At 58.4% G+C, this 20,485-nt stretch carries 14 protein-coding genes and 4 tRNA genes; 1 reads left to right on the forward strand and 17 read right to left on the reverse strand.

Translation table 11 applies throughout. The features are described 5' to 3' along the window. Positions 1 to 13: 13 nt before the first annotated feature. The 17 genes from fusA to B7L72_RS01090 form a co-directional block, all read right to left on the reverse strand. On the reverse strand, positions 14 to 2,137 hold the full coding sequence (gene fusA, locus B7L72_RS01010) for an elongation factor G (protein WP_016915772.1): 2,124 nt from the start codon (positions 2,135 to 2,137) through the stop codon (positions 14 to 16). A 167-nt stretch (positions 2,138 to 2,304) separates the two neighbouring features. Beyond that, a complete protein-coding gene (gene rpsG / locus B7L72_RS01015; RefSeq protein WP_016915771.1) occupies positions 2,305 to 2,775 on the reverse strand; it encodes a 30S ribosomal protein S7 in 471 nt (156 codons plus the stop codon). A 142-nt stretch (positions 2,776 to 2,917) separates the two neighbouring features. Continuing rightward, entirely contained in the window at positions 2,918 to 3,292 is a 375-nt protein-coding gene (gene rpsL / locus B7L72_RS01020; RefSeq protein WP_009098973.1) for a 30S ribosomal protein S12, read from the reverse strand. A 197-nt stretch (positions 3,293 to 3,489) separates the two neighbouring features. Beyond that, on the reverse strand, positions 3,490 to 7,704 hold the full coding sequence (gene rpoC / locus B7L72_RS01025; RefSeq protein ID WP_081192073.1) for a DNA-directed RNA polymerase subunit beta': 4,215 nt from the start codon (positions 7,702 to 7,704) through the stop codon (positions 3,490 to 3,492). A gap of 10 nt (positions 7,705 to 7,714) precedes the next feature. Next, positions 7,715 to 11,791, reverse strand: a complete 4,077-nt coding sequence (gene rpoB, locus B7L72_RS01030; protein WP_081192075.1) for a DNA-directed RNA polymerase subunit beta — start codon at positions 11,789 to 11,791, stop codon at positions 7,715 to 7,717. A gap of 364 nt (positions 11,792 to 12,155) precedes the next feature. Further along, positions 12,156 to 12,524, reverse strand: coding sequence for a 50S ribosomal protein L7/L12 (rplL, locus tag B7L72_RS01035; RefSeq protein WP_016915768.1), 369 nt, complete (start codon positions 12,522 to 12,524; stop codon positions 12,156 to 12,158). A gap of 102 nt (positions 12,525 to 12,626) precedes the next feature. Continuing rightward, positions 12,627 to 13,133 carry a 50S ribosomal protein L10 gene (rplJ, locus tag B7L72_RS01040; RefSeq protein WP_081139238.1) on the reverse strand — a complete coding sequence of 169 codons (507 nt, stop codon included), beginning with the start codon at positions 13,131 to 13,133 and terminating at the stop codon, positions 12,627 to 12,629. Between the two features lie 326 nt (positions 13,134 to 13,459). Continuing rightward, positions 13,460 to 14,152 (reverse strand): 50S ribosomal protein L1, encoded by a 693-nt coding sequence (gene rplA / locus B7L72_RS01045; protein WP_081139236.1) that lies wholly within the window; start codon positions 14,150 to 14,152, stop codon positions 13,460 to 13,462. Between the two features lie 2 nt (positions 14,153 to 14,154). Then, positions 14,155 to 14,586, reverse strand: coding sequence for a 50S ribosomal protein L11 (gene rplK, locus B7L72_RS01050; RefSeq protein WP_081139235.1), 432 nt, complete (start codon positions 14,584 to 14,586; stop codon positions 14,155 to 14,157). Positions 14,587 to 14,706: 120 nt separating this feature from the next. Continuing rightward, positions 14,707 to 15,240 (reverse strand): transcription termination/antitermination protein NusG, encoded by a 534-nt coding sequence (nusG, locus tag B7L72_RS01055; RefSeq protein ID WP_058579844.1) that lies wholly within the window; start codon positions 15,238 to 15,240, stop codon positions 14,707 to 14,709. 8 nt (positions 15,241 to 15,248) lie between these two features. Continuing rightward, positions 15,249 to 15,632, reverse strand: a complete 384-nt coding sequence (gene secE / locus B7L72_RS01060; RefSeq protein ID WP_081192077.1) for a preprotein translocase subunit SecE — start codon at positions 15,630 to 15,632, stop codon at positions 15,249 to 15,251. Between the two features lie 71 nt (positions 15,633 to 15,703). Continuing rightward, positions 15,704 to 15,779 (reverse strand) — tRNA-Trp (locus tag B7L72_RS01065). A 143-nt stretch (positions 15,780 to 15,922) separates the two neighbouring features. Beyond that, a tRNA-Thr gene (locus tag B7L72_RS01070) sits at positions 15,923 to 15,997 on the reverse strand. Between the two features lie 14 nt (positions 15,998 to 16,011). Next, positions 16,012 to 16,085: transfer RNA gene (locus B7L72_RS01075), tRNA-Gly, on the reverse strand. A 105-nt stretch (positions 16,086 to 16,190) separates the two neighbouring features. Continuing rightward, a tRNA-Tyr gene (locus B7L72_RS01080) sits at positions 16,191 to 16,274 on the reverse strand. 140 nt (positions 16,275 to 16,414) lie between these two features. Next, entirely contained in the window at positions 16,415 to 17,254 is an 840-nt protein-coding gene (locus B7L72_RS01085; protein ID WP_081139233.1) for a type III pantothenate kinase, read from the reverse strand. Continuing rightward, entirely contained in the window at positions 17,251 to 18,234 is a 984-nt protein-coding gene (locus tag B7L72_RS01090; RefSeq protein WP_081192079.1) for a biotin--[acetyl-CoA-carboxylase] ligase, read from the reverse strand. The genes B7L72_RS01085 and B7L72_RS01090 overlap by 4 nt, the downstream gene beginning before the upstream one ends. A 163-nt stretch (positions 18,235 to 18,397) precedes the next feature. On the opposite strand from B7L72_RS01090, the gene typA reads away from it, so the two are divergent. Next, positions 18,398 to 20,224 (forward strand): translational GTPase TypA, encoded by a 1,827-nt coding sequence (gene typA / locus B7L72_RS01095; RefSeq protein ID WP_016915760.1) that lies wholly within the window; start codon positions 18,398 to 18,400, stop codon positions 20,222 to 20,224. Positions 20,225 to 20,485 lie beyond the last annotated feature (261 nt).

Genomic DNA, 20,485 nt, shown 5'->3' on the forward strand with positions numbered 1-20,485 from the left:
CGTTAGCTAACGGTTAACCGTTTTGGTTGATGACGGCTTCAACGACGCTGGAGGGCGCCTCCTCGTACTTCGCGAACTCCATAGAGTAGCTCGCACGGCCCTGGGTCTGTGAGCGCAGATCGGTTGCGTAACCGAACATCTCACCCAGTGGCACCGTTGCACGAATGACTTTACCAGAGGAAGAGTCATCCATGCCCTGCACCAGGCCGCGACGACGGTTCAGGTCGCCCATGACGTCACCCATAAAATCTTCGGGGGTCACGACTTCGACCTTCATCACCGGCTCCAGCAGCACGGCCTTGGCCTTCCGGGCACCTTCTTTCACTGCCATGGAAGAAGCAATCTTGAACGCAGTCTCGTTCGAGTCCACGTCATGGTAGGAACCATCAAACAGCGTGACTTTGACGTCGATCATCGGGTAACCGGCGATGACACCGTTTTTCAGCTGCTCGAAAGCACCCTTCTCAACCGCAGGGACGTATTCCTTGGGAACCACACCACCCACGATTTCAGAGTTGAACTTGAAGAAGATCTCTTCTTCGCCTTCACCCTTCTCTTCTGCAGTCAGCGGCTCGATGCGCAGCCAGACGTGACCGAACTGACCACGACCACCAGACTGACGCACGAACTTGCCTTCCTGCTCGACGCTGCCGCGAATGGTTTCGCGGTAGGCGACCTGCGGCTTACCGATATTGGCTTCTACCTTGAACTCGCGACGCATACGGTCAACGATGATGTCCAGGTGCAGCTCACCCATACCGGAGATGATGGTCTGACCGGTCTCTTCGTCGGTCTTGACCTGGAACGAAGGATCTTCCTGGGCCAGCTTGCCAAGCGCAACGCCCATTTTCTCTTGATCAGCTTTAGATTTCGGCTCAACAGCAACCGAGATCACCGGATCCGGGAACTCCATACGCTCGAGAACGATCTTGTCATCGATATCGCACAGGGTGTCACCGGTGGTGACGTCTTTCAGGCCGATACAGGCCGCGATGTCGCCCGCCAGTACTTCCTTGATCTCTTCGCGTGTATTAGCGTGCATCTGAACGATACGACCAACGCGCTCTTTCTTCTGCTTGACGGAGTTGTAGACGCCGTCACCAGACTTCAGAACGCCCGAGTAGACGCGAATGAAGGTCAGAGTACCAACGAAGGGGTCGGTAGCAATCTTGAACGCCAGTGCAGCAAACGGAGCATTATCGTCAGCTTCACGAGTTGCGACAGTACCATCCTTGTCGTCCAGCTCACCTTCAATGGCCTTGACTTCCGTTGGTGACGGCAGATATTCAACTACTGCGTCCAGAACCGCCTGAACACCTTTGTTCTTGAAGGCAGAACCACAGGTGACTAGAACGACTTCGCTTGCCAATGTACGGGCGCGCAGGCCTGCCTTGATCTCAGCGACGCTCAGCTCGCCTTCTTCAAGGTACTTGTCCATCAGCTCTTCAGAGGCCTCGGCAGCGGCTTCGACCATCTGCTCACGGTACTCTTCAGCGGTTTCGACCAACTCTGCAGGGATATCTACAAGCTCATAGCTCGTTCCAAGGTCTTCCTCGTTCCAGAGGATAGCCTTCATCTCGATCAGGTCGATAACGCCCTTGAAGTCTTCTTCCGTGCCCCAGTTAATCTGGATCGGCACGGCGTTGGCACCCAGGCGCTCTTTCAGCTGGTCGACAACCATGAAGAAATCAGCGCCGGTACGGTCCATCTTGTTGACGAAGACCATGCGCGGAACTTCGTACTTGTTGGCCTGACGCCATACGGTTTCGGTCTGCGGCTGAACGCCGGAGGAACCGCACAGTACAACGACCGCACCATCGAGAACACGCAGAGAACGCTCAACTTCGATAGTGAAGTCAACGTGCCCGGGGGTGTCGATGATGTTGATACGGTGCTCATCAAACTGATGATTCATCCCCTTCCAAAAGGTGGTTACAGCAGCAGAGGTGATAGTGATACCACGCTCCTGCTCCTGCTCCATCCAGTCGGTCGTAGACGCACCCTCATGCGTTTCGCCCAGCTTGTGGTTTACGCCAGTGTAAAACAATACACGCTCAGTGGTGGTAGTTTTACCTGCGTCGACGTGAGCCACAATCCCCAGGTTACGGTAGCGATTAAGCGGTGTTTTGCGTGCCACGGTGAAACTCCCGTTAGTTGGCGATGCTCGTTGATCCAGCGGTACCATTTCTGCTTATGCCACCGCCGCCATCGACAACGATAGCGGCGGAGTGTTGCAACATGACGATAAAGACCTTTAACGCTGTGCAACCGGCAGAAACCGATACGAACCCAGAAACGTCGAGCTTAGAAACGATAGTGAGAGAAGGCCTTGTTGGCTTCTGCCATACGGTGCACGTCTTCACGCTTCTTGACAGCAGAGCCCTTGCCTTCAGCGGCATCCAGCATTTCACCTGCCAGGCGCTGAACCATCGTTTTCTCACCGCGACGACGCGCAGCGTCTACCAGCCAGCGCATTGCCAGCGCTTGGCGACGTGACGGACGAACTTCAACCGGCACCTGATAAGTAGCACCACCCACGCGGCGCGACTTTACTTCGACCATCGGCTGGATGGTTTCCAGCGCCTTGTCGAAGATTTCCAGCGGCTCTTCTTTACTACGCTCGGCAACCTTGTCCAACGCACCATAGACGATGCGCTCAGCTACGGACTTCTTGCCGCTGACCATCAGGTGGTTCATGAACTTCGCCAGACGCTCACTTCCGAACTTGGGATCCGGCAGGATTTCGCGTTTAGCTACAACTCTTCTTCTAGGCATGATAAGCCCTCAATTAAGGATCCTTCAGGTAAACTCGGAACCTGCTTGCGCTCTTGGCGCCGCCCGACCTTACTCTTATCAGACCATCATATTCGGTTAAAAAGGTAACACCGCAGCGCTCCGCGAGGCTACGTTCAGCGCCTTAGGACTTCGGACGCTTGGTACCGTACTTGGAACGACCCTGCTTACGGTTCTGTACGCCAGAGGTGTCAAGGGCGCCACGAACGGTGTGATAACGCACACCTGGCAAATCCTTTACACGACCGCCGCGAATCAGAACAACAGAGTGCTCCTGGAGGTTGTGACCTTCACCACCGATGTAAGAAGAGACTTCGAAACCGTTGGTCAGGCGCACACGGCAAACCTTACGCAGGGCCGAGTTCGGCTTCTTGGGGGTGGTGGTGTAAACGCGCGTACAAACGCCGCGCTTTTGCGGGCATGCCTGAAGCGCAGGCACGTCACTCTTGGTGACGGGGCGCTTGCGCGGCTTGCGCACTAGCTGATTAATCGTTGCCATGGTGTTTAGCTGACTCCAATGGTTGCCTTGGCCTATTAACAAATACAAGCAGCGGATGCGGGCGCACCCACCCCACTGTTAAAGGCTGCGCATTCTAAAGGCTGCCCCTGCCTGGCGTCAAGCCCTGGCGGTGGTTTACCGCCAGGTTCCTGCCATTCAGGGTCAGCCGCTCTTGGCTGCTCGTGGCCTGTCCTGGGTTACAGATCGTCGTCTGAATCCAGGGCGGTCAACTGAGCACCCAGCTCCTGCTCAACCTCGGTAGCCGAGGGGTTGAACAGACGCTCTACGTCTTCGCGCTTGCGACGACGCTCTGCGTGGTGAGTCAGACCGGTACCTGCCGGAATCAGACGTCCAACTACCACGTTTTCTTTCAGGCCACGCAGGTAATCGCGCTTGCCGGTGACCGCCGCCTCGGTCAATACGCGGGTCGTTTCCTGGAACGACGCCGCCGAAATGAACGATTCGGTGGCCAAGCTGGCCTTGGTGATACCCAGAAGCAAACGTTGATACTTGGCCGGGAACTTGCCTTCTTTCTCCAGGCGCTCGTTCTGCTCCAGCACGCGCACCAGTTCTGCCTGGTCGCCGGTGATGAAGTCAGAGTCGCCGGAATCGGTGATCTCCACCTTGCGCAGCATCTGACGCACGATGACTTCGATGTGCTTGTCGTTGATGCCCACGCCCTGCAGACGGTATACGTCCTGTACTTCGGCAGTGATGTACTTGGCCAGCTCCGCCACACCCAGCAGGCGCAGGATGTCGTGCGGGTTGCTCGGGCCATCGGAAATCACTTCGCCCTTCTCGACGGCTTCGCCTTCGAAGACGGCGATTTGACGCCATTTCGGAATCAGCGCTTCGAACGGATCGCCAGATTCCGGGGTGATCGTCAGACGACGCTTGCCCTTGGTCTCTTTACCGAAGCTCACCACACCGCTGATTTCCGCCAGAATGGCCGACTCTTTCGGCTTACGCGCTTCGAACAGGTCGGCTACCCGCGGCAGACCACCGGTGATGTCCTTGTTACCCGAGGCTTCTACCGGGATACGGGCAACGACTTCACCCACACCGATGGTCGAGCCGTCGTCCACGGAGATGATCGAGTTGCCGGGCAGCAGGTACTGTACCGGCGTGTTGGAACCGGACACGGACACGTACTCGCCTGCGGCGTCCTGCAGCATCACCATCGGGCGCTTGTCGCGGCCGGCCATCGGGCGGGCGGCGGACTCGATGACCTCGATGGAGGAGAGGCCAGTCATTTCATCGACGCTGCGGTGCATGGTGACACCTTCGTCGAGATCGATGAACTGGGCCTTACCTTCCACTTCCGCAATGATCGGATGGGTGTGCGGGTCCCACTTGGCCACGATCGTACCAGCGTCGACGACGTCACCGTCGCGAACCGACAGCTCGGCACCGTAAGGCAGCTTGTAGTACTCACGCTCACGACCATGATCGTCGGCGACGGCCAGGGCGCTTGAACGAGACACCACCACCAGTTTGCCGTCGGCACGCTCAACGTGCTTGATATTGTGCAGGCGTACTTTACCGCCGTGTTTCACCTGTACGCTGTCGACCGCCGAGGAACGCGATGCCGCACCACCGATGTGGAACGTACGCATGGTCAGCTGGGTACCCGGCTCACCGATGGACTGGGCAGCGATGACACCCACCGACTCACCGATGTTGACCTGATGGCCACGCGCCAGGTCACGGCCGTAGCAGGATGAACAAACGCCATGGGCGGTGTCACAGGTAATGGTGGAGCGCACGATGATCTCGTCCACACCCATGGTGTCCAGCGATGCACACCACTTCTCGTCGAGCAGCGTGTTGCGCGGGATCAGCACTTCTTCGGTGCTCGGATCGATGACGTCCTGCGCCACCACTCGGCCCAGTACACGCTGTGACAGCGGTACGATAATGTCGCCACCCTCGATGATCGGGTGCAGCGTCAGACCGTTCTCGGTGCCACAGTCGATTTCGGTGATCACCAGATCCTGGGCCACGTCGACCAGGCGGCGAGTCAGGTAACCGGAGTTGGCCGTTTTCAGGGCCGTATCCGCCAGACCTTTACGCGCACCGTGGGTCGAGATGAAGTACTGAAGTACGTTCAGACCTTCACGGAAGTTGGCCACGATGGGGGTTTCGATGATCGAGCCATCCGGCTTGGCCATCAGGCCACGCATACCCGCCAACTGACGGATCTGGGCGGCACTACCACGGGCACCGGAATCGGCCATGATGAAGACGCTGTTGAAGGAGTCCTGCTCCACTTCATTGCCTTCACGGTCGACGACGGTCTCCTTGGAGATACCTACCATCATCGCCTTGGCCACCTTGTCGTTGGCCTTGGACCAGATGTCGATAACCTTGTTGTACTTCTCGCCTGCGGTCACCAGACCGGACGAGAACTGGTCTTCGATCTCTTTGACTTCGGCTTCGGCCGCGTCGACGATATCGGTCTTGGCCTCGGGAATGACGAAGTCGTTGACACCGATCGAGGCGCCGGACCAGGTCGCCAGACGGAAGCCGGTGTACATCAGCTGGTCAGCGAAGATGACCGTGGGCTTGAGGCCCGCACGACGATACACTTCGTTGATCAGGCTGGAGATCGCCTTCTTCTTCATCGGCTGATCGATCAGCGCGAACGGTACGCCTTCCGGCAGAATGCGGAACAGCAGGGCACGACCCACGGTGGTGTCGTACAGGCGACGATGCCTGGAGCGCTCGCCGGTCTCTTCGTCGACGTCCACTTCATCCAGGCGCACTTTGACGCGTGCATGCAGCGAGACGGACTGAGTACCGAAGGCACGCTCTACCTCGTTGAGGTCAGAAAACACCATGCCTTCGCCCTTGGCGTTGATCTTTTCACGGGTCATGTAGTACAGACCCAGAACAACGTCCTGCGACGGCACGATGATCGGCTCGCCGTTGGCAGGCGACAGCACGTTGTTGGTGGCCATCATCAGCGCACGCGCTTCGAGCTGGGCTTCCAGGGTCAGCGGTACGTGGACCGCCATCTGGTCACCGTCGAAGTCGGCGTTGTAAGCCGCACACACCAGCGGGTGCAGCTGGATCGCCTTGCCTTCGATCAGCAGCGGTTCGAACGCCTGGATACCCAGACGGTGCAGGGTCGGTGCACGGTTGAGCAGTACCGGGTGTTCGCGGATGACGTCGGCCAGAATATCCCACACTTCCGGCAGTTCACGCTCGACCATCTTCTTCGCGGCTTTGATCGTGGACGCATGGCCCAGCGACTGCAGCTTGGAGTAGATGAACGGCTTGAACAGCTCGAGGGCCATCTTCTTCGGCAGACCACACTGGTGCAGACGCAGGGTCGGGCCCACGGTGATGACCGAACGACCGGAGTAGTCGACACGCTTACCCAGCAGGTTCTGACGGAAACGGCCCTGCTTACCCTTGATCATGTCAGCAAGGGATTTCAGCGGACGCTTGTTGGAACCAGTGATGGCACGGCCGCGACGGCCATTGTCCAGCAGCGCATCCACCGCTTCCTGCAGCATACGCTTCTCGTTACGCACGATGATGTCCGGCGCATTGAGGTCCAGCAGACGCTTCAGGCGGTTGTTACGGTTGATCACACGACGGTAGAGGTCGTTGAGATCGGAGGTCGCGAAGCGGCCACCGTCCAGCGGCACCAGCGGACGCAAATCCGGCGGCAGCACGGGCAGCACTTCCATGACCATCCACGCCGGCGCATTGCCGGAGTGGTAGAACGCTTCGAGCAGCTTCAGGCGCTTGGAGAGCTTCTTGATCTTGGTTTCAGAGTTGGTCTGCGGAATCTCTTCGCGCAGCGTGTTGATCTCTTCTTCCAGATCGATGTCCTTGAGCAGTTCCTGAACGGCTTCGGCACCCATGCGGGCGTCGAAGTCATCGCCGAACTCTTCCAGGGCTTCGAAGTACTGCTCGTCGTTGAGCAGCTGACCACGCTCCAGCGTGGTCATGCCCGGGTCGATGACCACGAAGCTTTCGAAGTACAGCACGCGCTCGATATCACGCAGGGTCATATCGAGGAACATGCCGATACGCGACGGCAGTGATTTCAAAAACCAGATGTGAGCGACCGGCGAGGCCAGCTCGATGTGGCCCATGCGCTCACGGCGCACGGCAGCCTTGGTGACTTCGACGCCACACTTCTCACAAATGATGCCACGGTGCTTCATGCGCTTGTACTTGCCGCACAGACACTCGTAGTCCTTGACCGGGCCAAAGATCTTGGCGCAGAACAGACCATCCCGTTCCGGCTTGAAGGTACGGTAGTTGATGGTCTCGGGCTTCTTCACCTCGCCAAACGACCAGGAGCGAATCATGTCCGGCGACGCGAGGGTAATCTTGATCGCGTCGAACTCTTCGGACTGAGACTGCGATTTGAGTACTTTCACCAAATCTTTCATATGACGGCTCCTAGCTCTCTAACTCGATATCGATGCCCAGCGAGCGGATTTCCTTCACGAGTACGTTGAAGGATTCCGGCATGCCTGCCTGCATGGTGTGGTCGCCATCCACGATGTTCTTGTACATCTTGGTGCGGCCTTCGACGTCGTCCGACTTGACGGTGAGCATCTCTTGTAGCGTGTACGCAGCGCCGTAGGCTTCCAACGCCCACACTTCCATCTCACCGAAGCGCTGACCACCGAACTGTGCCTTACCACCCAAGGGCTGCTGAGTCACCAGCGAGTAAGAACCGGTAGAACGCGCGTGCATCTTGTCGTCTACCAGGTGGTTAAGCTTCAGCATGTACATGTAGCCAACGGTGACCGAGCGGTCGAAGGCATCGCCGGTACGACCATCGTACAGCACCATCTGACCGGATTCCGGAATGTCCGCCAGCTTCAGCAGGTGCTTGATCTCGTGCTCTTTGGCACCGTCAAACACCGGCGTGGCCATGGGCACACCGCCTTTGAGGTTTTTCGCCAGCGCGATGATTTCCTCATCGGTCAGCGAATCGATGTCCTCCATGCGGGTGCCAGGCGTGTTGTAGACCTGCCCCAGGAAGTCACGAATTTCCGCAACCTGCTGACCACGTGCATCACGCAGCATGGCCTCGATCTTGACACCCAAGCCACGTGCCGCCATGCCCAGGTGGGTTTCCAGGATCTGACCGACGTTCATGCGCGACGGTACACCCAGCGGGTTTAGTACCACGTCCACCGGCTCGCCCTTCTCGTCGAACGGCATGTCTTCGATGGGCATGATCGCGGAGATAACACCCTTGTTACCGTGACGACCGGCCATCTTGTCGCCTGGCTGAATGCGACGCTTGACCGCCATGTAGACCTTGACGATTTTCAGCACGCCCGGCGCGAGGTCGTCGCCCTGGGTCAGCTTGCGTTTCTTGTCTTCGAAACGCTCATCCATCTCTTTACGGCGATTTTCGAGCTGCTCATCGGCCTGGGCCAGCAGTTCGTTGTAGGCTTCGTCCTGCATACGCAGCTTGAACCACTGCTGACGGGGCAGTTCGTCCAGGTACGTCTCGCTCAGCACGTCGCCTTTTTTCAGGTTCGGGCCACCGTTGACGGCCTGACCTTCCAGGGTGCGCTTCAGGCGCTCGAACGTCGCGTCTTCGGCGATCCGGTAGGTCTCCTGCAGGTCCTTGCGTACTTCGTCCAGCTGCATCTGCTCGATGGACAGGGCACGGGAGTCCTTCTCGACACCGTCACGGGTGAACACCTGAACGTCGATGACCGTACCCTTCATGCCGGTGGGGGCGCGCAGGGAGGTGTCTTTCACGTCAGAGGCTTTCTCACCGAAGATGGCGCGCAGCAGCTTCTCTTCCGGCGTCAGCTGGGTTTCACCTTTCGGCGTTACCTTACCCACCAGAATGTCGCCGGGGCCGACTTCAGCACCGATGTACACAACGCCCGCTTCGTCCAGCTTGCCCAGCGCCGATTCACCGACGTTGGGGATATCGGAAGTGATCTCTTCCGGCCCCAGCTTGGTGTCACGCGACACACAGGTCAGTTCCTGAATGTGAATCGTGGTGAAGCGATCTTCCTGAACGACACGCTCGGAGAGCAGGATGGAGTCTTCGAAGTTGTAACCGTTCCAGGGCATGAACGCGATGCGCATGTTCTGGCCCAGAGCCAGATCCCCCATGTCGACAGACGGGCCGTCGGCCAGAATATCGCCGCGTGCCACGCTGTCGCCAGGCCGCACAATGGGGCGCTGGTTCATACAGGTGTTCTGGTTGGAGCGGGTATACTTGGTCAGGTTGTAGATGTCGACGCCGGCTTCGCCGCCGATGATCTCATCTTCATTGACCCGCACCACCACACGACGCGCATCCACGGAGTCGATGACGCCGCCTCGGCGCGCCACGGCACATACGCCGGAGTCGCGGGCCACGAAACGCTCCATGCCGGTACCGACCAGCGGCTTGTCGGCACGCAGGGTCGGAACGGCCTGACGCTGCATGTTCGCACCCATCAAGGCGCGGTTGGCATCATCGTGCTCCAGGAACGGGATCAAGGCCGCTGCGACCGAGACCACCTGACGCGGAGACACGTCCATCAGCGTCACTTGCTCAGGACGCATGAAGGTGGTTTCGCCGCGATGGCGTACCTGCACCAGGTCATCGATCAGCTTGCCAGACTCGTCTACCGCCGCCGACGCCTGGGCAATAACGAAGTCGCCCTCCTCGATCGCCGACAGGTGAACGATGTCGTCAGTGACCTGACAGGCATTCACTTTGCGGTACGGCGTTTCCAGGAAGCCATAGCTGTTGGTATGGCTGTAGGTGGCCAGCGAGTTGATCAGACCGATGTTCGGGCCTTCCGGCGTTTCGATCGGGCACAGACGACCGTAGTGCGTGGCGTGTACGTCACGTACTTCGAAGCCTGCGCGCTCACGGGTCAGACCGCCCGGGCCGAGTGCCGACACACGACGCTTGTGAGTCACCTCGGAAAGCGGGTTGTTCTGGTCCATGAACTGGGACAGCTGGCTGGAACCGAAGAACTCTTTCACCGCCGCCGCCACGGGCTTGGCGTTGATCAAGTCCTGGGGCATCAAGCCTTCGCTCTCCGCCATGGACAGACGCTCTTTCACCGCACGCTCGACACGCACCAGACCTACACGGAACTGGTTCTCGGCCATTTCGCCAACGCAGCGGATACGACGGTTGCCCAGGTGGTCGATATCGTCGACGTCACCAAAGCCGTTACGGATGTTGATCAGCTCGCGCAGCACATCGAGGATGTCCTTGCGGTCCAATACACCGGAGCCCACGTCGGAGTCACGACGCAGACGACGGTTGAACTTCATCCGGCCCACGCCCGACAGGTCGTAGCGGTCTTCGGTGAAGAACAGGTTGTGGAACAGCGTTTCGGCGGCTTCCTTGGTGGGCGGCTCGCCAGGACGCATCATGCGGTAGATTTCGACCAGCGCTTCCAGCTGCGAGCTGGTGGTGTCCAGCTTCAGCGTGTCGGAAACGAAGGAACCGCAGTCCAGGTCATTGGTGTAGAGCGTTTCGATCAGGGTAATGCCGCCCTGAGCCATGCGCTCCAGCACTTCTGGGGTAATTTCGGTGTTGCACGGGCAGATCAGCTCGCCCGTCCTGGTGTCGATCTGGTCTTTGGCCAGCGTCTTGCCGAACAGATACTCCATCGGCACTTCCAGACGCTCCAGACCCGCTTTTTCCAACTGGCGGATGTGCTTCTGGGTGATCCGACGGCCTTCTTCGACGATCAGCTCACCATCGGCACCCTTGATGTCGAAGGTGGCGGTTTCACCGCGTAGGCGCGACGGAACCAGCTCCACGGAGAAGCCAGACTTTTCGATATGGAAGGTACTGGTTTCGAAGAACTCGTCGAGGATCTCTTCGGTACTCATGCCCAGCGCGCGCATCAGCACGGAAGCCGGCAGCTTGCGACGACGGTCGATACGCACGAAGACGTTGTCTTTCGGGTCGAACTCGAAGTCGAGCCATGAGCCACGGTAAGGAATCACGCGAGCAGAGTAGAGCAGCTTGCCGGAAGAGTGGCTCTTGCCCTTGTCATGATCGAAGAACACACCGGGTGAGCGGTGGAGCTGGGAAACGATTACCCGCTCGGTACCGTTGATAACGAAGGTACCGTTCTCGGTCATCAGGGGGATTTCCCCCATGTAGACTTCCTGCTCTTTGATATCCTTGATAGCCTTGTTCGAGGAGTCGCGATCATAGATGATCAAGCGAACCTTGACGCGCAGCGGGGCGGAGTAGGTCACGCCACGCAGCTGACACTCCTTCACATCGAACGCCGGCGTACCGAAGCGATAGCTGACATACTCCAGCGCGGCGTTACCCGAGAAGCTCTCGATCGGGAACACGGACTTGAATGCCGCGTGCAGACCCACTTCGTGCCGCTCATCAGGCGAACGATCCTGCTGGAGAAAGTCGTAGTAGGAATCAAGCTGGATGGCCAGCAAGTAAGGCACATCCATCACTTGGGGCAGTTTGCCGAAATCCTTGCGGATGCGTTTTTTCTCAGTATATGAGTAAGCCATCTGTATTCCCCAGCTTGTTCACCATGGGTGACCGATGCGTGGTCATCTGCCCGCGGGCGTTTCAGACGCAGACAGCAAGCTCCTTAATCGGTAGCTCGCCGTCAAAAATCTTGATAGATAACAGTGTTACGGTAGTGCTGTCCGCGCTTCGTTGTTGCCTGCCGACACGCTCACGCTTTACAACTGACGCATTACAACAACGTACGCTTCACAACAACGGTCCTGCTATTGTGCTGCTTTTTACCGCAGCGGCTCTGTCGTTTCGCTGCACGGCAGCATATTACAACAGAAAAAGGCCGGCAGCGGGATAGCCCGCCGCCAGCCGTGGAAGCTTACGCAGCGCGTAAAGCCATCAGCACAAGGATTACTTGAGCTCGACGGTTGCGCCAGCTTCTTCCAGCTTCTTCTTGGCAGCTTCAGCGTCGTCCTTGGACATCGCTTCTTTGATGGTCGCCGGAGCGCCGTCAACAGCGCCTTTGGCTTCTTTCAGGCCAAGACCGGTGATTTCACGAACGGCTTTGATGACGTTAACTTTCTTGTCACCAGCAGACGCCAGTACCAGGTCGAATTCGGTCTGCTCTTCAGCAGCTTCGCCAGCAGCAGCCGGACCAGCCATAACGGCTGCGGCAGCAGAAACGCCGAATTTCTCTTCCATCGCTTCGATCAGCTCGACAACTTCCATTACGGACATGTCGGCTACAGCATTGATGATATCGTCTTTGGTCAGTGCCATTGTTCCATTCCTAACTTTGCGGGAGTCTCGGACAACCGAGAACTCGGGATTTATTGCAGGTTCAGGCGGCGTGTCGATAACGCGGCCCGCAAGAAACGCTGCTTAGGCAGCTTCGGCTTCTTGCTTCTGGTCGCGCAGGGCGGCCAGGGTACGAACCAGCTTGCCAGCGGAGGCTTCTTTCATGACCGACATCAACTTGGCAATTGCCTCGTCGTAAGTCGGCAGGGTTGCCAGACGATCGATGTCAGCAGCCGGAATCAGCTCACCTTCGTAGGCCAACGCTTTGACTTCGAAGTTCTGCTCGGCTTTGGCAAACTCCTTGAACAGACGAGCGGCAGCGCCCGGATGCTCAGTGGAGAAAGCCAGCAGAGTAGGACCAACGAAGCTCTCGTTCAGACACTCCCACTGGGTGCCTTCGAGTGCGCGGCGAGCCAGCGTGTTACGAACAACACGCAGCTCTACACCATTCTCACGCGCCTGCTTGCGCAGATCGGTCATTTTACCGACCGTGACGCCGCGAGAATCGGCAACTACGACGGAGAGTGCGCCCTTGGCCGCTTCACTGACCTCGGCAACAATCGCTTTCTTGCCTTCAAGTGCTAGTGGCACAGTGATCACTCCTTCGTGCCGAAACCCGTCAAGGTTCCGGAGGTTACCATCTCTTCCAGGCCCAACAGCGGCACAGGAAGCCTTAGGGGATGGTGCTCACCAGAAAGCGGTTGCTAAAAGCGTTAACCAACTGGCGGCCACACCATCTGCGCAGGCGCTTTAGGGCGATTAAGCCGCCACTTCAGAAAAGCGGCGGCACCTGCGGTCTTTGACGGTGCCTCATCTGGCATAAAGCTCAGCGAGGGACCGCAAAGTTCTTGCTCGGTTCCAGCCACCGGCAACACGAGATTTCGCTCGTGCCGCCAGCGGGACTATCCTCGACTCGCTTAAACCAGCGAGGAGTGGTCGATAGTCAAACCCGGGCCCATGGTAGTGGACAGGGTGAATTTCTTGAAGTAGATGCCTTTGGAAGAGCTCGGCTTGAGCTTCTTCAGGTCAGCTACCAGTGCTTCCAGGTTACCCTGAACGGCGGTCGCGTCAAAATCGACCTTACCCAGCGTAGTGTGGATGATGCCGTTCTTGTCGGTACGGAAACGTACCTGACCCGCTTTGGCATTCTTGACCGCAGTGGCCACATCAGGGGTCACGGTACCGACCTTCGGGTTCGGCATCAGGCCGCGCGGACCGAGGATCTGGCCCAGCTGACCAACAACGCGCATGGCATCCGGAGAAGCGATGACGACGTCGAAATCCATCACGCCTTTCTTGACCTGCTCGGCCAGCTCTTCCATACCCACGATGTCAGCGCCGGCTTCTTTAGCCGCATCGGCGTTGGCACCCTGAGTGAACACAGCCACGCGAACCTCTTTACCGGTGCCGTTAGGCATGACGGTAGCGCCACGAACGACCTGGTCGGATTTACGCGGGTCAACACCCAGGTTGATCGCAATGTCCAGAGACTCTTTGAACTTCACGGTTGACAGCTCAGCAAGCAGGGCAACGGCTTCTTCCAGAGAGTAAGCCTTGTTGCTGTCTACTTTCTCGCGAATCATCTTGGCGCGCTTGGACAGTTTAGCCATGATTAGAGACCCTCCACGTTTAAGCCCATGCTGCGAGCGCTACCAGCGATGGTACGCACTGCGGCTTCAAGATCAGCAGCCGTCATGTCAGGCTCTTTGGTCTTGGCGATCTCTTCCAGCTGCGCACGTGTCACGGTGCCAACCTTCTTCTTGTTCGGCTCACCAGAACCGGACTTGATGCCCGCTGCTTTTTTCAGCAGTACGGCAGCAGGCGGTGTCTTGGTGACGAACGTGAAGCTACGGTCTGAGTAGACGGTAATTACGACAGGCGTCGGCAGGCCCGGCTCAACTTCTTGAGTCGCGGCGTTGAACGCCTTACAGAATTCCATGATGTTCACGCCGTGCTGACCCAGCGCGGGGCCTACGGGCGGACTCGGGTTGGCTTTACCTGCAGCAACCTGCAGTTTGATGTAAGCCTGTACTTTCTTGGCCATGATAATTACTCCAATTGGGTGATAACGCCTGACGGCTCCCCGGTACGCGTAAAGCAGCGCGGGGCTGCTTTACATGAATCCAGGACGGCACCCACGGCGCCATCCTGCAACAATTTGAAATTACTCTTTTTCTACCTGAGAGAACTCAAGCTCTACAGGCGTCGCACGGCCAAAGATCAGCACGCTGACCTGCAGACGGCTCTTGTCGTAGTTCACCTCTTCAACAACACCGTTGAAATCGGCAAATGGACCATCGATGACACGCACGGACTGACCCGGCTCGAACATGGTCTTGGGACGCGGCTTGTCGGTGCCGTCCTTCACACGACGAAGAATGGCTTCGGCTTCGCGACTGGTGATGGGCGCCGGCTTCTCTTTGGTGCCACCGATGAACCCCATGACACGCGGCGTTTCGTTCACCAGATGCCAGGTTTCGTCGTCCATCTCCATCTCGACCAGCACATAGCCAGGATAAAACTTGCGCTCACTCTTGCGGCGCTTGCCGTCGCGCATCTCGACCACTTCTTCCGTCGGCACCAGGATTTCGCCAAAGCGATCTTCCATGCCATACATTTTCACACGCTCGATCAGCGAGCGCATGACATGCTTCTCAAAGCCGGAATAAGCGTGGACGACGTACCAACGTTTGGACATGAAAACTCCTAACCAATAACGCCGGACATCGCCCAGCCAAGAAGAGTGTCAATCAACCACAGCATCAACCCCACCACCAGCACCGCCACCAGCACGATGGCAGTCGTTTGAATGGTTTCAGGACGGGTTGGCCATACAACGCGCTGAATCTCTTTCCTGGCGCTGACAGCAAGCTCGATCAGGTCGCGACCCTTGGCGGTGGTGAGTGCAATCAACCCTGCCAACGCACACAGCACGACGACACCGAGGACGCGATAGAGCAGGCCAATATCGGCGAAATAGGTATTACCAACGATTGCAACAACAAGCAGCGCTACAGCCGCCGCCCACTTGAGCCCGTCATGGCGCGCCTGTTGCACCTCATCGCCATGTTTTACGGAACTAGGCTTCATAAAAACGAGACTCCTAAGGGTGCAGCGAGCGACAAAGGAATTCTAGAAAGACATGCCAACCTGGGGAAGATTGGCAGGCCAGGAGGGAATCGAACCCCCAACCTGCGGTTTTGGAGACCGCTGCTCTGCCAATTGAGCTACTGGCCTGTATCGTCAAATGCGCAATTTACTACCTGCGCAAGAGCGGGCGCCATGATAGCGAAAATTTTTCCGCCTGACAACCCTTACATCACACCCGCTGCCGCGGGCGAATACAAAAAAAGCGAGCATCGCTCGCTTTTTTCGCAATATGGAGCTCATGGACGGAATTGAACCGTCGACCTCACCCTTACCAAGGGTGTGCTCTACCCCTGAGCTACATGAGCCAAACACATCAAACTGGAGCGGGCGGCGGGAATCGAACCCGCACCATCAGCTTGGAAGGCTGAGGTTCTACCATTGAACTACGCCCGCCGAACTTGCCTGAAGAATGACAATCCGCTGCACGAGAAACAGTAGCTAATGCCCGCTTACCGGCCTTTCATTCACAAGCACTGACAAATCAGCACTCATACAATCTGGTGGAGAGGGAAGGATTCGAACCTTCGAAGCTTTCGCGGCAGATTTACAGTCTGCTCCCTTTGGCCACTCGGGAACCTCTCCAGCTGTGGCGGCACATTATGCCAGCCCTCAAAACAGTGTCAAGCCAAAATCTCTTTATTTTCGAGACTTTTACTGTCTACTGATTTAACCAATCAGCGTTGCGACTCGACCACATCTGCTTTGGAACGCGCTGCATTCTGTCAAAGCAGCATGGAGAATGCAAGCCCTGCGCGAATTTTTTCCAACGAAACCGGCTCCGGCACCTGCGGCGCACCCGACATCTTGCCTGCGCGCTCGGCGAAGGTCAGCGGAAATGTGGCTTCGAGGCCGCCATACACCATGTCGGGCCAGACGGCATGGGGCACCTGGACCCCGCGCGACACCACCCGCGCATCCCCGCCCGTCAACAGCATGGGCAGCGCCACGCCTTGCTGGTCACATACCTCACTGTAAATGCGATTGATGGCACTGACCGCCGCCATGTAGATGCCATGGTTGACGGCATCCACCGTGCGCCTGCCAGGCTCCAGCAGCGCATCGGCCTCGCTATCGGGGTCGATGGCCACATTGCGGGTGCCCAGCTTGAGACTCTCCTTCATCAACCGTAACCCCGGGATGATGAAGCCCCCCAAATGCCCCCCGCCCGGCAACACGAAGTCGATGGTAATGGCACTGCCGCAGTCCACCGCACAGCAGCCGCCGGCCAGCTGGTAACCCGCCAAGGCCCCCATCCAACGGTCTACGCCCAGGCGGCCGGGCTCCTCATAGCCATTGACGACGCCCAGCGCCTCGGGTGTCGAGCGCGCCACATGGACCTGACGCACCTGGCGGCGGAGCAGGGCGACAGTTTCGTCCAGCACGGCGGCCCTGGCCACGCTGGAAATGCGCACCGCTTCTACTACGCCCAGGTCCGGAATATCCGCCCCTGGACGCCACTCCTCCCGGGTCCATACGGCCCCGCGTGAGCGGATCTCGCTGCTCTCGGCATCCTTGAGCCGCCACTTCGACAGCGTGTTGCCGATATCCAAATCCAGAATCATAGACGCCTACGTACGCTAATCTCACCGCCCGACAGGCGTCGCGAGTGACCGTTTTCAGTAACCCACAGGTTACCACTTTCATCGACATCGCCTGCAACGGCGTCGCTGGTGCGCCCCCCCTGGATGACCCGAATGGGCAACCCTGAGTAAGCATGGCGCTGGTTCCAGGCGTCGAGCCAGGGCGCGAACCCACCGCTCTCGAACCCCGCCAACATGCTCAGCAGCCCAGCGACCATGTCTGCCGCCAGCTGATTACGTGAGATACCGGGCTGCGTATCGAATAACGCGGCCACCGGCTGGTCGATGGTCGCCCGCAGGCTATCCGGCAGCATCAAGTTCATGCCGATGCCGATTACTACTTCACAGGGGCCAGCGGCATCGCCGGTCACTTCGATCAAAATGCCCGCCAGCTTGCCGAGCTCGCCCTCGTTTTCGGCCAACAGCACGTCGTTGGGCCACTTCAGCTTGGGCGCCACGCCATACTGTTCGAGCACCTGAGAGACCACGACGCCCACCGCGAGACTTAGCCCCTCCAGAGCATTGACGCCGGATTCGAAGCGCCAGCCCATGGACACCATCAGACTCTGCCCCCAGGGCGTCGACCAGACACGGCCGCGCCGTCCGCGCCCTGCCGTCTGCAGCTCGACGAAACACACTTCGCCGTGGCCTGCACCCTGTGAAAACCGCTCACGCAGGTACTCGTTACTGGAGGGCAGCTGGTCTTCGACGAACAGACGCGCCAGCAAATGACGGGCATCCGCAGGTAGCCGCTCGACGATACGCGCCCCATCCAACGGCTCGAGCGGGTAAGCCAAGCGATAGCCTCGCCCTTTGACGGCGACCAGCTCCACGCCTAGCGCTTCGAGTTTCTTCAACTGTTTCCACACGGCGGCTCGGGAAACGCCTAACGCCTCCCCTAACTGTTCACCGGAATGAACCTCGCCATCGCTCAACAAACGCATCAGGTTACCGATGGTCATGTGCCTGCCCCAACTGGGAAAACGCCTATCTTAACGGAACCGTCACGAAGGCGAAAACTGCCGCGTTTAGGTTATTGACTTGGTGCTTTATTTAAGACAGTGCTGGTAGTGGACCGTACCCAGACCCTATAATGCCGCCCTATTTTTCCAGCAGGATCGCGTCGTGATCGAGAATCTTCGCAACATTGCCATTATTGCCCACGTTGACCACGGTAAAACTACCTTGGTAGACAAACTGTTAAGCCAGTCCGGAACGCTCGACCGCAAGGCCGAGGGTCAGGAGCGAGTCATGGACTCCAATGACCAGGAGAGAGAGCGCGGCATCACCATCCTGGCCAAGAATACGGCTATTCAGTGGCAAGATAGCAATGGCAAGGATTACCACATCAACATCGTGGACACCCCTGGGCACGCCGACTTCGGCGGTGAAGTAGAGCGCGTCATGTCCATGGTGGACTCTGTGCTGCTGCTGGTCGACGCCGTGGACGGCCCGATGCCACAAACTCGCTTCGTGACCCAGAAAGCCTTCTCGCAGGGCCTCAAGCCCATCGTGGTGGTCAACAAGATCGACCGCCCCGGCGCACGGCCTGACTGGGTCATCGACCAGATCTTCGATCTGTTCGACAACCTGGGCGCCACCGACGACCAGCTCGACTTCCCGATCATCTACTGCTCGGCCCTGAACGGCATTGCGGGCATGGACCCGGAAGAGCTGGCCGACAACATGGACCCGATGTTCCAGGCCATCGTCGATATCGTCGAGCCGCCGAAAGTCGAAGTCGATGGGCCGTTCCAGATGCAGATCTCTGCCCTGGACTACAACAGCTACGTCGGCGTCATCGGCCTGGGCCGCATCAAGCGCGGTTCCGTGAAGCCCAACCAGCAGATCTCGGTGATCGGCGTGGATGGCAAGGTGCGCAAGGGCAAGATCGGCCAGGTCATGACCCACATGGGCCTCGAGCGCGTACAAACTACCGAAGCCACCGCTGGCGATATCGTGTGCATTACCGGTATCGAAGAGCTGTCCATCTCGGACACCCTGTGTGACCCGAGCGCCGTCGAAGCCCTACCGCCGCTGTCCGTAGACGAGCCCACCGTCTCGATGACCTTCCAGGTCAACGACTCGCCGTTCGCAGGCAAGGATGGCAAGTTCGTCACCAGCCGCAACATCAAGGATCGCCTGGACCAGGAGCTGATCCACAACGTGGCGCTGCGCGTCGAGCAGGGCGAAACGCCCGAGAAGTTCAAGGTCTCTGGCCGTGGCGAACTGCACCTGTCGGTACTGATCGAAACCATGCGTCGTGAAGGCTTCGAGCTGGCCGTTGGTCGCCCCGAGGTCATCATCAAGGAGATCGACGGCGTCAAGCAGGAGCCCTACGAAGAAGTCATCATCGACTGTGAAGAGCAGCATCAGGGCTCAATCATGGAAGAGCTGGGCTACCGCAAGGGCGAGCTGACCAACATGAACCCGGATGGCAAGGGCCGTGTGCGCCTCGACTTCATCATCCCGGCACGTGGCCTGATCGGCTTCCGTGGCCAGTTCCTGACGCTGACGTCGGGCACCGGCATTCTGACCAGCCGTTTCGACCATTACGGCCCGCTGAAGCCCGATGCCGCCATCGAGCGTCGCAACGGCGTCATGGTCTCCATGGTGGATGGCAAGGCGCTGGCCTACGCTCTGTATACACTGCAAGAGCGCGGCAAGCTGATCATCGACCACGGTACCGAAGTGTACGAAGGCATGCTGGTCGGTATCCACAGCCGCGCCAACGACCTGGTGGTCAACCCCACCAAGGGCAAGAAGCTGGATAACATGCGCGCGTCGGGCAACGATGAAAACATCGTGTTGACGCCGCCGGTGAAGTTCACGCTGGAACAGGCTATCGAGTTCCTCGACTCCGATGAGCTGGTCGAAGTGACGCCGAGCTTCATCCGTCTGCGCAAGAAGCTGCTGAAAGAGAACGAGCGCAAGCGCTCCAGCAAGAAGTAAGCTGACCGCTGACACCGAAAGCCCGCCATCGTGCGGGCTTTTTGCTATCTCGACCCATGGTCGACTGGGCTGAACGGGCCACAAATATCATCATTAACGCAACCTAAACGCTAGCGCGCTGGAAAGCGCGGGCATTCTATCGCACAGTAATGCAACCGTTGACGCCCAAGGTGCGTTGACACGCTACACTTCCTACAAGTGTTTGGATACCTACCCCCATCCGACACCACTATCAGGGACACTCCTGCGCATGAGCGGTCT

Origin of the sequence: Halomonas sp. BC1 (assembly GCF_002078135.1) — a bacterium.
GTDB classification, from domain to species: Bacteria; Pseudomonadota; Gammaproteobacteria; order Pseudomonadales; family Halomonadaceae; genus Vreelandella; species Vreelandella stevensii.